Source organism: Sediminibacillus halophilus, from assembly GCF_900103695.1.
In the GTDB taxonomy this organism is placed as follows: Bacteria; Bacillota; Bacilli; order Bacillales; family Amphibacillaceae; genus Sediminibacillus; species Sediminibacillus halophilus.
In genome coordinates, this window is the sequence record NZ_FNHF01000003.1 from 583,515 (window position 1) to 598,296 (window position 14,782).

Annotated in this window: 9 protein-coding genes; 7 read left to right on the plus strand and 2 right to left on the minus strand. The window is 35.8% G+C overall.

Annotated elements, in window-relative coordinates; genetic code table 11:
* Positions 1-531: 531 nt before the first annotated feature.
* Together BLR82_RS13265 and BLR82_RS13270 are read left to right on the plus strand one after the other, a co-directional pair.
* On the plus strand, positions 532-3,870 hold the full coding sequence (locus tag BLR82_RS13265; protein ID WP_074599937.1) for an N-acetylglucosaminidase: 3,339 nt from the start codon (positions 532-534) through the stop codon (positions 3,868-3,870).
* 128 nt (positions 3,871-3,998) lie between these two features.
* Positions 3,999-6,539: a GW dipeptide domain-containing protein gene (locus tag BLR82_RS13270; RefSeq protein WP_074599938.1), complete on the plus strand. Its 2,541-nt coding sequence runs from the start codon at positions 3,999-4,001 to the stop codon at positions 6,537-6,539.
* A 113-nt stretch (positions 6,540-6,652) separates the two neighbouring features.
* On the opposite strand, the gene BLR82_RS13275 is transcribed toward BLR82_RS13270, so the two are convergent.
* Positions 6,653-7,759, minus strand: coding sequence for a CDP-glycerol glycerophosphotransferase family protein (locus tag BLR82_RS13275; RefSeq protein WP_245693807.1), 1,107 nt, complete (start codon positions 7,757-7,759; stop codon positions 6,653-6,655).
* Positions 7,760-7,826: 67 nt separating this feature from the next.
* A complete protein-coding gene (gene tagD, locus BLR82_RS13280; RefSeq protein WP_074599940.1) occupies positions 7,827-8,225 on the minus strand; it encodes a glycerol-3-phosphate cytidylyltransferase in 399 nt (132 codons plus the stop codon).
* 244 nt (positions 8,226-8,469) lie between these two features.
* Here tagD and BLR82_RS13285 point away from each other — a divergent pair, with 244 nt between their 5' ends.
* The 5 genes from BLR82_RS13285 (at position 8,470) to BLR82_RS13305 (ending at position 14,779) form a co-directional block, all read left to right on the plus strand.
* Complete coding sequence (locus tag BLR82_RS13285; protein ID WP_074599941.1) at positions 8,470-9,555, plus strand: acyltransferase; 1,086 nt, start codon at positions 8,470-8,472, stop codon at positions 9,553-9,555.
* A gap of 353 nt (positions 9,556-9,908) precedes the next feature.
* Positions 9,909-10,622 (plus strand): IspD/TarI family cytidylyltransferase, encoded by a 714-nt coding sequence (locus BLR82_RS13290; protein ID WP_074599942.1) that lies wholly within the window; start codon positions 9,909-9,911, stop codon positions 10,620-10,622.
* On the plus strand, positions 10,619-11,644 hold the full coding sequence (locus tag BLR82_RS13295) for a ribitol-5-phosphate dehydrogenase (RefSeq protein ID WP_074599943.1): 1,026 nt from the start codon (positions 10,619-10,621) through the stop codon (positions 11,642-11,644). Before BLR82_RS13290 ends, BLR82_RS13295 begins: the two co-directional genes overlap by 4 nt.
* A 24-nt stretch (positions 11,645-11,668) precedes the next feature.
* The gene (locus BLR82_RS13300; protein WP_083334847.1) at positions 11,669-12,826 is read left to right on the plus strand and encodes a CDP-glycerol glycerophosphotransferase family protein; all 1,158 of its coding nucleotides are present in this window, start codon (positions 11,669-11,671) and stop codon (positions 12,824-12,826) included.
* 126 nt (positions 12,827-12,952) lie between these two features.
* Entirely contained in the window at positions 12,953-14,779 is a 1,827-nt protein-coding gene (locus BLR82_RS13305; protein WP_083334869.1) for a CDP-glycerol glycerophosphotransferase family protein, read from the plus strand.
* The last annotated feature ends 3 nt before the right edge of the window (positions 14,780-14,782 follow it).

A 14,782-nucleotide genomic window follows, 5' to 3' on the forward strand; every position in this document is an offset into this window, starting at 1 on the left:
TTTCCTTGGACCCATTCAGGCCGAGGGCGGTAACAGAGACTTTCAGCCACAGATCAAACCGCCAGTCTATACTGGTGGTTTTGATAGTTTTTTAGCCAAGAAATAGGTATAAAGTTCGTAATAATTCTTTAAAATTTGCAAAAATAGTAAAATACAATCTTAACATTCGACAAAAAATAATGCATAATAGACAATGTATGACAAATTTACTGCTTTGTAACAGATGAAGGGGGGATAGGAGTAGATTGTTGGTAGTCCTTAGCTTATGGTGTTATCCACAGTTTTCCTTCTTTTCTCAGTTAGCGGCTGAATCAGATTGAAAATCAATGGTTAACAAAGATTCGTATCATCTCCGAATGCGAGCGGTGCGAAAGATAATAGAAAGAGAGATTATTGCTCTATTTAGTAACTACCACAAAACAAAGTTATATAAACCTCCAACTTAGTTTCAAGTTAAAAGCTTGATTTTATAGAATCGGTAATGCTTTGCTGGATAGTTGCTGTAGAGCAAGCAACAAACGGAGGTTATATATGAGAAAGTTAGCTCTATTGCTGATCGTTTTATTAGTTTTTAATGTCACTGCGCCCTATCAGGCATTAGCTGTTGAAGGTGATGAATCGGAACAAATTGAAGTTCCTGAGGGAACACAAAATTCTGACTCTACAGAACAATTAGACGAAGAAGTAACTTCAACAGAAGAATCAGTTGATTCGGTTAGTGAGGGTACTGATTCCTCTGAAACAGGTGGATCGGTTAATAAAGATACTGCTTCTACTGAAGAAACCGATAAAACGGATGATACATTAGACAAAGAGAATATTGAGGATGCCGAGAACAGTAGTACTGATCAAAACACTTCCGAGGAGGTTGATCAGGAAGATGAAAAAGTAGAGGAAAAAGCAGTAGATTCGGAAAAAAGTGCTGAAGAGGAAAAACAAACTGAAACAAATCAGCCAAACGATGACTCAGAAACAGAGGGTACTACTGAAGACGAAGAATCAACTTCTGACTCTACTGAAGAAAAGGCTGAAATCCAATCATTTAAAATGACTGAGATAGAGATTCCTGTTGAAAGTTCTACAAGCAGGTTAGGACACCTTCATGGGGATGCGGTGATCTATTCTGATTTAGAAGACTTATCGGCCTCTGTTCCTGTTGCTGATACGTACACAAATGCTGTCTACTATATTAAGAAACAAGCAAAGTTAAGTGGACAAACTTATTATCTAATTAGCAAAAAACCAAGTAGTTCAGAAGGCGTGGTAGGTTGGGTGAAAGCCAGTGATATGCAGACTTTCAGCCATAAAACTGTTGACCACCAATCCAAAACCTTTTACATCAAAGGTACTGGTAGTGCTTATAGCAAAGCATGGGGGGGATCAAAGGATTTAGTTTTTGGCGAGCTTACTGACTACCGGAATGCAGAATTCAAAGTGAATCTTACAGAAACTGTAGGAGATAACGTTTGGTACAGAGGTACGTTAGATGGTAAGACGGTATGGTTGCATTCTTCCTATGTATCTACAACGCAAGCAGCTGATGAAAGTGCTACAAGCAGGTTGGGACATTTAAGAGGAGACGCTATCATTTACTATGACTTGAACGATTTGTCTTCTTCAAAGCCTGCAGCGGATACCTATACGAATGCCGTGTATTACATTAAAAAACAGGCTATATTGAGTGGACAAAAATACTACTTGATTAGTAAAGAGCCAAGCAGTGTAGACGGAGTTGTAGGTTGGGTAGAAGCACAAGATATGGTTACGAACAGCCACAAAACAGCTGATCATGATGCTAAAACCTTCTATATTAAAGGAACCGGAAGTGCCTACAGTAAGGCATGGGGTGGCTCTAAAGATTTAATTTATGAAAATATGACTGGTTATAAAAATCAGGAATTCAAAGTCAACCTTACCGAAACAGTAGGAGAAAACGTATGGTACCGCGGAGAGTTAAACGGCAAAACAATTTGGTTGCACTCTTCTTTTGTTACTAATGTAAAGGAAAGTACCACTAGCAGACTAGGTCATCTGCGGGAAGACTCCGTTATTTTCGATGATTTAGGAGATTTGTCTTCTTATAAACCTGCAGCAGATACGTACACAAACGCTGTCTATTATATTAAGAAGCAAGCAGAACTAGGTGGTACAACGTATTACCTGATAAGCAGAAAACCGAGCAGCACGGAAGGCGTAGTTGGTTGGACAAAAGCAAAAGATATGGTTACGTACAGTCATAAAACAGCTGATCATAATGCGAAAACCTTTTACATTAAAGGAACCGGGAGTGCCTATAGCAAGGTATGGGGTGGTTCTAAAGACTTGGTATATGAAAAGATGTCCGATTTTAGGAATCTAGAATTCAAAGTCAATCTCACTGAAAAAGTCGGAGAAAATGTTTGGTACCGTGGAAAATTAAATGGAAAGACGGTTTGGCTTCATTCCTCATATGTATCTATCGCAAAAGAAACAACAACAAGTCGACTTGGTCACCTACGAGGAGATGCCGTCATTTTTGATGACTTGAATGATTTGACGTCTTCTAAACCAGCAGCAGACACATATACCAATACTGTTTACTACATTAAGAAACAGGCAGAATTGGCTGGAGAAAAGTATTATCTTATAAGTAAAGAACCCAGCAGTGTCAATGGAGTTGTAGGTTGGGTCAAAACCAGTGATATGGTTACCTATAGCCATAAAACTGCAGATCATGAATCAAAAACTTTCTACATTAAAGGAACCGGAAGTGCCTATAGCAAGCCATGGGGTGGTTTCAAAGACCTGGTTTATAAAGACCTCTCTTCTTATAGTGACGAGTCCTTCAAAGTGAACCTCACGGAGAAAGTAGGCAATAACGTCTGGTATAGAGGCACGTTAAAAGGTAAAACAATTTGGCTGCATTCTTCCTACGTGTTGAATACACCAGCAAGGCAGTACACCCGCTACGATATATCTCTTGCGGAAGCTATAGTGATGCAGATGAAGGTTAACCCGCAAACAGACAGGGAATATGACAGCTATGTTTCTAAAACCTATATCAAGGATGGAAGAGTCACTGCAGATACACTGAATGTACGTGGCGGCCCTAGTACAGACTACTGGGTTATTGGGCAGCTGAACGAAGGAGATAAGGTAACGGTTGTAAATGAAAAGAATGGTTGGTATCAAATACGGTATACAGAATCTCGACAATGGGTGAACGCAAGTCCCGAAGATACACTAGAATATCTGGATCCCAACAACTATATTAATGATCCAAAACAACAGTTCCAGTTCTTGGATTTATCTAAATCAAACGTTGCAACTGCATCTGTTCTGAATAACTATTTAAGAGGCAAAGGTATTTTAGACGGAAAGGGTGCTACGTTCCTTCAGGCTGGAAACGAAAATGGAATCAGTGAGGTGTACCTGGTTTCTCATGCTTTACTCGAAACAGGAAATGGTACAGCAGACTTAGCAGTTGGTGTACCTGTTGATAAGAATGGGAACGTGACTTTCGTCAATGGCAAACCAGCTAAAACATCAGCTACAGTAACAACCGTATATAATATGTACGGAATCCATGCATTTGATAGCTGTCCGTTGACTTGTGGGGCTAAAAAGGCTTTCAATGAAGGTTGGAATACTCCTGAGAAAGCCATCATCGGTGGTGCAAACTTTATAAAAGATGATTACATCTCCAGTGGTAAGAATACAATCTATAAGATGAGATGGAATCCACTGAGTATGGAGAAATACGGGTATGCTAGTGGCCAATATGCTACTGATATTGGTTGGGCATCCAAACAGATTTATTCCATGTACAATCTCTATCAACAGCTTGATTCCTATGTATTGTACTTGGATATTCCGAAATACCGGGAATGATTAACCCTAACACACTACTCTTTTGGGTAGTGTGTTTTTCTTTAAATGTTATTAATAAATTTTCTAAACTTTAGCAGAAAGTATCCGATATAAAGAAAAGTAGAATTTACAAATTATAGGGGGATTATATGAGGGAATTAGTCATCTTAGTGTTAGCGGTATTGGTCTATTCAGCTGTTTTTCCTACATATTTGTTAGCAGAAGACAATACAAAAGAAGATATAGTAGAAGGTTATTCAGATACAGATGATGAAGAGAATAAGATTGATGGAGAAAACAACAAGAAGGTCGATGAAAGTATTTCCGAAAAAACATCTGAAAATCAAGTAGTGGGAGAAGATGAAACAAAGATAGGAACTAGTAAAACAGAAAAAAAAGAAGAAGTTCCTAATGATTCTGCTACAGACACAGAATCAGATGAGATAGCAGAGAATGGAAAAGAAAACGAGCAAAACAGCGAAGTTGTAGATTCTAACGAAGAAGTTGCACAGGAAAAAAAGAAGTCGACAGAGGAAATAAAAGAAGAAGGGGATTCTGTTGAATATAATCAGTATGGCATTAAGGAAGGAACGGAAGTTTACGGTATAGATATCAGTAAATTCACAGAAGAAGAACTGCAATATGTTCCTAAAGGCTGGAGAGACGGAGTTGTGGAAAGTGAACATCCACATGAGAGCCAGCAAAGAATGTTTAGCATTAGCAGTGTCTATCCAGATGTGAACAATTATATCAGTAATATTCCGGTAGCAGAGACAGAATATCAATATAAGGATTTTTTTGAAAAGTTCAATTACCGTCATGGATTCGGCAAGGTCGAAGGAGTAGTCGCCCATGAGACTGCTAACGATGGTTCTTCCATTACACAGGAAATTTCCTACATGTCTAAAAACCATGAAAATGCCTTTGTCCATGCGTTTGTTGATCATGAAAGAATTATCGAAATTCATCCGTTGGATTTAGGTGCTTGGGGAGCAGGTCCATATGCAAATCAAAGATTTGTCCATGTAGAATTGGTAAGGGTAAATAACTTTGATCAATTTGCCAAATCTATCAACAATTATGCAAATTATATAGCATCCATTCTATATAATTATAGCTTGGGGGTAGATAGTGCAGAGAGTGATGGCAAAGGTACATTATGGTCTCATAGGGCAGTAAGCAACTACCTAGGTGGAACAACACATGTTGACCCCCATGGCTATTTTGCGAGATATGGATATAGTTGGGGCCAATTTGTGAGTCTTGTGAAATCTAGATATGATAACTTGGATCGAGCAAAGTCCAATACAAGTAGACTAGGTCATCTACATGAAGATGCAAGAATATTTAAATATCCAGGAGTAAGTTCCTCAGCTTATTCAGCTCAAAAATATACGGATGCTGTTTACTATATTAAGTCGAAGACGAAGGCAAAGGGTGGAACGTATTATTTAATCAGCCGTGAACCAAGTAGCAAAAAAGGGGTTATAGGTTGGGTCAAGGCCAAAGATATGGATTCCTATACCCACAAAGGAGCTGATAAAAAGAAAAAGACATTCTATCTAAGAGGTGCTGGTAAAGCTTATAGTAAAGCGTGGGGTGGTTCAAAGGATATTATCTACTCAGACCTTTCAAAATATAAAGGGTTGGAAGTGAAAGTTAATCTTACAGAAAAAGTAGGGAACAATTACTGGTATCGTGGTATATTAAATGGGAAAACGGTGTGGATTCATACGAGCTATTTAACCACGAGGGAAGAAAATAAAACAAGTAGAATTGGACATCTTCATGGAAATGCAATCATATTTGAAGATATAGGGAATTATTCCACTGCTTTCAATGCAGCAGATAAATATACGAATGCTGTCTACTATATTAAAAAACAAGCAAAAGTAAATGAGCAAGTCTATTATTTGATAAGTAAAAAACCAAGTAGTAGTAGTGGAACAGTCGGTTGGGTAAAGTCACAGCAAATGGACACGTATGCGCATACTGGAGTAGATGCCGATTTGAAAACAATGAGGGTTAAAGGGACAGGAAGTGCATATAGTAAAGCCTGGGGTGGATCGAAAGATAATGTATTTTCGTCCTTGAAGCAATTTAAGGATAAAGAATTCCATGTCCATTTAACTGAAAAAGTAGGAGGTAATACATGGTACCGGGGCAGCCTGAACGGGAAAATTGTCTGGATCCATTCAAGTTATTTATCTTTTGTCGGAAACAAAAAAGGAGAATCAATAAGTAAGTTGGGACATCTGCGTCACGATGCAAAGATATTTAAATATGTAGCAGATGATACTTCTGAACTTTCCAATAGCAGTGATTATACAAATGCTGTGTATTATATAAAAGAACAAATGAAAGTAAATAATCAACTTTATTACTTGATCAGCACCCAACCTAGCAGTAAAAAAGGTATTATAGGTTGGGTAAAGCCGAAAGATATGGTAACGAATCCGCATAAAGGTTTAGATAGTAAATCGAAAACGTTCTATATAAAAGGAACTGGTAGTGCTTACAGTAAGGCGTGGGGTGGAAGTAAGGACTTGGTATTTAAAAATTTATCTGAACATAAGGGCGCTGAGTTTAAAGTTAATTTAACGGAAACAGTTGGTAATAACACATGGTATAGGGGTAAGTTGGATGGAAAGACTGCCTGGTTGCATTCAAGCTACGTTGACACAAAATAAAACGATTAGCAGGTTAGGATATTTTGCAACCCCGGTAACAAATTTAACGAGCAGAATTACAAAGAAAAATAAAAATATAAAAAATACTACTCCGAAAAATGGAGTAGTATTTTTTATTGATTGAGCACTTTTGCAGGTTCCAATTGTTCATATATAAAGGTGATAAGTGATCTGCTAGAGATTCCTTTGGAATATTGGTTCCATTCATTAGCAAATTTCTTTATCTGTTCTTGATGGAAGCTTTTGTTTCGAATCACCGACAGAATTTCCTCTGTACTCTCTACAACTGGTCCTGGCATGCTTGTATGATAATCCTCCCAAAACCCTCTGTTAGTTTGGTAACTTTCTAAGTCATAACTATAAAAAATCATTGGCTTTTCCAATAAGGAATATTCAAAAGGAATCGATGAATAATCAGAAATCAATACATCCGTAATTAGCAATAAATGATTGATATTTTCATAATTTTTCACGTCTATCACAAAATCAGGATACTTATTGTTTAATTGGGAAGAAACCGCAGGATGGAGTCGTAAAAAAAGAACGTATTCATCACTTAATTCCTTGTGCAATTTATCTAAATCCAATTCCAAGTCTGGTGAATGTAATTGATCATCTCGGAATGTAGGAGCATATAGTAACACTTTTTTATGGTTTATTACAGGGAATTGACGAGCCAATTCCCTTCTGACTTCTGCGGTTTTTGGTTTATTAAAAAAGAAGTCAGTTCTCGGAATACCTGTCCGTAGTATATTCTCCGGCTGTAATCCAAAACTTTCTTGAAAGATAGCCGCCATTCTTTCAGAACCAACCACAACGTAATGAAAACGTTTATAAACAGCATGAAAACGATTTATAGCCCGCTTGGATCTTTGTTTGATCGAAGGATCTGTCAAACCAAACCGTTTTATAGCACCAGCAGCATGCCATAATTGTACACAAATAACTTCTGGCTTAAAGTTCATGACAGATAAAAACCCAAAATAGTTATCTATAAAAATTACTTTAGAGGTAGCAAGATGAAAGATGGAGATCACAAAATTAATGAGATTTTTAGATTGGAAATCAATTATTTTCGCATGGCTTATATGCGTGAAATCCTTTTTACAGCCGGTGGCTTTTAAAATGATAATCTCCGTATCGGTAGTTGCTTCTAACTCTTCGGCAACATGCGATATATTATCACCAAAAGATGCTACCAAAGTTGTTTTTTCTTTCAAAGGAATAAAATTCAGTAGATGAAACGTTATCCTGAAAATGAGTAGGTAAATGGATATAATGAGTTCTCTAACCATGATTCACCCGAAACAAGTCGTTTTTTATTTGTGTGGAAGAGATTCCGGATGTACGGGGAAGGTAGACTACTTCACAATATTCTTTAAGGTAGTCAAATTTTCCTTTCCAGTCATCTCCCATAACAAATACATCAATATTTAAACGTTGTATATCATTAACTTTTTGTTCCCAATCATTTTCAGGAATAACATCATCCACATATCGGATAGCCTCTACGATCAATTTGCGTGTTTTATAACAGTGGTAAGCCTTTTTTTCCTTTGTATGATTAAAATCATCTGTTGACACTGCTACAGTTAAGTGATCACCTAATTGTTTAGCTCGCTTTAAAATATTTATATGACCTTCATGAATTAAATCAAAGGTGCCGTAAGTGATTATTTTTTTCATGATAAAGCCCTCCTTCAAGAGAGACATCTACTTCTTATAAATACCATAATAATTTAAATATTAAACGTTTCAGCTCGTTATTACAAGGGGCAATACATGGCAGTAATGGAAGGTAAGAAACGACCCCCTGCATCCAGGAAGCTATTCCGAAAGTTTCTAGATAAAAACATAAACCTCTGCTTTTACAAATAATGCCAGGGTATATAGTGTAGGGAAACCCTCGATTCAGAAGGAGTTGATATTTTTGGCTAGAAACTGTTCAATCGATATCTTAAAAGCGATTGCTATTATCTTGGTTGTATGCATCCATGCAGATCCCTTCGAAAATGTTCATACTGAAAGTATAAATGGTGAAAAAATCAACTTTATTCTTGATACGATTGGGAGATTTGCTGTTCCCTTCTTTTTTGCCACATCTGGCTATTTTATAGGAATGAAGACAAAAAAGAAGAATAATCCCATTCAGTATGTAAAAAAATATATTTTAAAAATTTCAAAGATATATATGGCTTGGTTACTAATTATTGTCTTATATGATATGAGTGTCTTGGCTGTACAATCAAAAGGAATAACCTCGGATTTTTTTAGTCAATTAACAAGTTATTTTGCGCCTGCATCAATTTATAATATTTATTATGGAACTTCATTCGGGAATACCTACCATTTATGGTTTTTGGTAGCAATGGTTTGGTCGCTGTTTTTTTTATCAATATTTATTAGAATTAAGAAAGTAAGAATACTTCTTTTTTTTAGTTTTTCACTCAATCTGTTCGGAGTGACCGGACAATCCTATTCTGCTTTACTAAATGTTGATTATCTAACAAGAGATGCACTTTTCTTTGCTCTTTTTTACCTTACGCTGGGGTATTGGTTTTCACTGAAAAATACTGCACAACTTAAAATTCGGGCAGGAAGTATATACGGACTCCTTATTGTATTTCTTAGTCTGGAATTTATAGAGCGATATATATTGGTTTATCGATTAGAGGCACCATGGGGTGACTATTCATTATTTTCTATTCCGATTATTGCTCTGCTCCTAGTCTTAGTTGAAAAAAACAATTTCCATTTTCAACCTTATTTAGTGAAGCTTGGACAAAATACTCTCGGAGTGTATGTGATTCATCCAATTCTAATAAGTTTTACAACACTGTTGATTGATCGGTTAGAGTGGCAAAGCATTAGAGAGAGTTTCCTTTGGAATTTGGTTTATGTTCCCTTTTTAGTAACTGCTTCTAGCTTTATTTATATACTGATTCAAAGATATAAATTGAAAATAAACAAACCGAAAGAAACAAAGGAAAAGGAACGAGTAACGTTAAAGGTTTGATATACTAAGGGATTACACCCTAATATATTGTTTCAACTACAATGTAAAAGGTAATGAACAAAAAAGAGCTTGTCTTTTACGGATGAACCCCTTATATAATTATAAAAAGTCGTCGAAATCTATAAAACAAGTAGAGAGATAGTATTCATAGCAGCCACTTTAAGAATGAATTCGGCCGTGTACACACATTTTTGCTAGTTTGATTTATATTGATATGCAGGATGACAGTATGTTGCACGTCTTGACTAAAACGTGTATATTTAATGTGAAATTTATATTTTTCATGTAAATAAAATTGACAACATATACATTGATTCGACAAAAAATAAAACAAAGGTAAAGGAGATTTTAATGTGATTTATGCTGAAATTCTTGCTGGTGGTAAAGGAACAAGAATGGGTAATATCAATATGCCTAAGCAATTTATTACAATTGACGGCACTCCGATTATTATCCATACAATTGAAAAGTTCATTTTAAATGATCGTTTTGAAAAGATATTGATCGTATCACCAAAAGAATGGATTAACTATACAAAAGATATTATTAAAAAGCACATCGGAGAGAATGACCGGTTAGTTGTGGTTGAAGGCGGTAGTGACCGAAATGAATCTATTATGAGTGGGATTCATTATATCGAGAAGGAATTTGGCATTGAGGATGATGATGTAATCGTTACCCATGACTCGGTAAGGCCTTTTCTGACCCATCGCATCATAGAAGAGAATATTGATGAAGTGTTAAAACATGGGGCGGTTGATACAGCGATAGAAGCTGTGGATACGATTTTACAGTCTAAAGATGGCGAAATTATCGATAATATCCCAATTAGAGATACGATGTTCCAAGGACAAACTCCTCAAAGTTTTCATATAAACACTTTGGTGAATCACTATAATGCACTGAGTGGCGATGAAAAAACTATCCTGACAGATGCTTGTAAAATTTGTGCGCTTAAAGGAGAAAACGTGAAAATTGTAAAAGGAGAGTTGTTCAATATTAAGATTACAACCCCTTATGATTTGAAGGTTGCTAAAGCTATTCTACAGGAGCGGATATCCAAATGATAAATCAAGTTTATCGGTTAGTGTCACCACGCCAACTTGAGGTAACATATAGTAACTTTTCATTAAACTCGGAGCACGTTGTAGTTCGTCCTACGTTCTTGTCTATTTGTGCAGCAGATCAACGCTACTATACAGGAACTCGTGGCAAGGAAGCAATGTCCAAAAAATTGCCGATGGCACTGATACATGAAGGTATCGGTAAAGTTGTTTATGATCCTAAAGATGAATTCGAACCTGGTACCCAAGTAGTGATGGTGCCAAACACTCCTTCTGAGGAGGATGAGATTGTAGCAGAGAATTATCTGAGATCAAGTAAGTTCAGGTCCAGTGGATTTGACGGTTTTATGCAGGATTATGTGTTTCTTAATCGTGATCGTTTGGTTCCGTTAGGGAATAGCATAAACCCACACGTAGGCGCTTTTATTGAGTTAATTACGATAGCAATGCATTCAATACTACGGTTTGACAAGCGTTCTCATGCTCGCAGGCAAACATTTGGTGTATGGGGAGATGGGAACCTTGGATTCATTACCTCCCTAATTTTAAAAACTTTGTATAAAGACAGTAAAGTGATTGTGTTTGGAAAGACTCCATATAAACTAGATCATTTTTCATTTGTTGATGAAGTTTATCAGATCGATGGAATTCCAGAGGACTTAGAATTAGATCATGCTTTTGAATGTGTTGGCGGTAAAGGGAGTCAATATGCGATCAATCAGATTATTGACTATATTAAACCAGAAGGCTCGATGTCAATCCTAGGAGTTTCAGAAGAACCGGTAGAGGTAAATACCAGAATGGTCTTGGAAAAAGGAATAACCATTATAGGAAGCAGTCGTAGTGGAAGAGTGGATTTTGAAAACACGGTTAAATTGTTAAATGACTACCCGAATATTCAAGAGTATTTTAAAACATTAGTCGGCTCTGTTAATGAAGTAAAATCAATTGAAGATATATTAGAAACTTTTGAAAAAGATCTGACTACCTCATGGGGAAAAACTGTGATGGAGTGGAAAATTTAGTTGACATAGAAGGATTGGTATAGAATGAATTTGTTGAAAAAGATGATCCTCATAGCAGTAAACGGGATGCTGAAAATGATTTATTCTATATCTTCCCTCCTTTTTCCTTACAAACCGTATAAAGTTACCTTTGCTTCATATAGAAGTGAACAATTAAAGGGTAACCTTCTTTATCTATATAATGAGTTACAAAGCAGCAGGGATCATTTTACTTACACCAAGCTATTTAAAAAGTATGATTCATCATTCCTTGGTAAATTAGATTATGTGTTTCACTTAGTGAGAGCTTGTTATCATTTAGCAACGTCTGCTTATTTTGTAGTAGACGATTATTATTACCCTATATATGTGGTTAACCCAAAAAAGAAAACTAGAGTGATACAGCTATGGCACGCCGCAGGAGCATTTAAGAAGTTTGGTCATAGTACGAAAGGGAAATCATTTGGCCCAAGTCTGGAGTACTTAAAATATGTAAACATTCATTCTAATTATTCCAATGTAATTGTGAGTTCAAAAGAAGTTGTTCCTTACTTTGCGGAAGCTTTTAATATGTCTACGGAGAAAATTCTTCCGTTGGGTCTTCCTAGAACGGATTATTTTTATGACAAAGATAAAACGACTACTACTGTAGAAAAGTTCTCCTTATTATATCCAGAACTAACAGGGAAGAAGTTAGTATTATATGCTCCTACTTTTAGGGGGAAAAGTCATTATCAAGCCCCTTTTAAAATTCCGTTTGATTTAAAGGAAATGAAAAAGCAGCTTGCTCCTGATATTGCATTGATCACTCATTTTCATCCTTACATGAAAGGCGCAAACCTTGACAAAGAAGGGTGTTCTGATTTTGTTTACGACTTATCGGATGATTTCGATATTCAAGAATTAATGTATTTGAGTGATATATTATTAACGGATTATTCATCTGTAATATTTGAATTTAGTCTTTTAGAAAAACCAATCGCATTCTTCCCGTTTGACTTGGAGGAGTACATCAAGGAAAGGGACTTTTATTATGATTACCAGTGTTTTATTCCTGGTCCATTATTTAGGGATACAGTGCCTTTAATCGATTGGTTGAAAACGGAGACGTTTGATCTGGAAAGTGTATATGCCTTTCGCGATAAATTTTTTGACTATGCAGATGGTAATGCCAGTAAAAGGATAGTTGAATGCTTATTTTAAATATTAATTAGGTTATATTAGGAATGGAAAAGGGGAGTGTACCTCTTTTCTATTTCATTTTAAAGTTTTAAGTATAGATTGGAGCTAGCATGTATGTTCACTCGTATAAAAAAAAGGATCAAAAGGATGTTTAAACCAAGACAAACAGAGAATCCAGTAGTTATTGAGGGCAATGAAATTGTCATTAAGTCAGATAAAATAACGAACTATTCAACTGAAATTCCAATGGATTTTAAAGATGATGATGTCACTGTTCATAGGAAAATAACGGCATTAAATTGGAATGGACCAAAATTACAACTTGAAGGTTACTATTATCTTGAAGATATTCCTATGGAAAAGGATGACTTAGTCAGGAAAAACCTAATTCTGTATAATAAGAATAATGTAAAGTATATCATTCCTTTAAAAGATAAAAAGGTATTAGAACTACAAATGGATGAAGTAATCGATGAACGATATCTTTGGGCTGGATTTGAAGGAACAATTAATTTCGCAACGATAACGAAGGATGGAAAGCCCTTAGAAGCAGCAGACTACATGCTCTATCTTGATGTTGAAGTATACGTATCAAGCAAGGAAAAATATAAGAAGATGTTTCCTTTGGGAAACATAGAGGAATATCTATACGATGGTTTTCATGCGGCCAAAATGGAATATTTTACAGCCAGAAGAGAGTTGAAATACAATCTGTTGGCCACTTATGATTATACAAATAAAACATTAAAATTGGTTTCTACAAAATTGAAGGATATGGATCCAAGGGAAATGGCATTAGATGCTCCTGAAACCAGCGGTTTTTTATATAAGTTTTTCCAGAAAAAAATATTTGGGTTTATATACAAGGTTTGTTGGTTGTTTCCAGTGGACAAGAAAAAAATATTATTTGCTTCTGATAGCAGAGAGGGATTAAACGGAAACTTTAAGTTTGTATATGATGAAATGGTTTCTAGGAATTTGGATGTGAAATATGAATTTTTACTCAAGAAAGGAGTAGGAGAAAGAAAAAGCTATAGGGAACTAATATACCTTGCTTACCAGCTGGCAACAGCGAAATTTATTTTGCTGGATGATTTTTATCCGATGGTTTACCCATTGAAAATCAGAAAAAATAGTGAGTTAATTCAATTATGGCATGCTGTCGGAGCATTTAAGACATTTGGTTTTAGTAGAATCGGACGTCCTGGAGGACCGTCACCAAAATCAAAAAACCATCGAAACTATACTAAGGTAACAGTAAGTTCTAAAAATATTGCTCCACATTATGCTGAAGGCTTCGGAATTCCCGAAGAGAATGTAGTCGCTACGGGTATTCCTCGTACTGATATATTTTTCGATGACGAATATAAGCGAAGAATCAGGGATGAAATTTATGCGGAACATCCTTATCTGAAAGATAAGAAAGTAATCACATTTGCTCCCACATTCAGGGGAAATGGTCAACAGTCTGCTCATTATCCTATGGAGGCTCTGGATTTAGAAAAGTTATATAATGAACTTAGTGATGAATATGTATTTCTTTTAAAAATTCACCCATTTGTTAAAAATGATATACAAATACCTTACCAATATAATGATTTCTTTTATGACTTCTCTGATTATCGAGAGATCAATGATTTATTATTCATTACAGATATATTGGTTACAGACTACTCTTCAGTATGCTTTGAATTTGCGTTGTTAAATAAGCCAATGATTTTCTTTGCTTTTGATGTGGAAGAATATGTGCAAAAACGTGATTTTTACTATAATTACCACTCGTTTATACCTGGACCGTTAGCTAAAACGACAGAAGACATGATAAAAACAATTCACAGACAGGATTTCAGGATGGAAAAAATAGAACCTTTTATTAATTATTTCTTTGACCATGTGGATGGAGAATCAAGTAAACGCGTGGTTGATCGACTTATACTTGAACAAGAAGAAGATGCTGAGATTGCTGAGAGGTGAAAA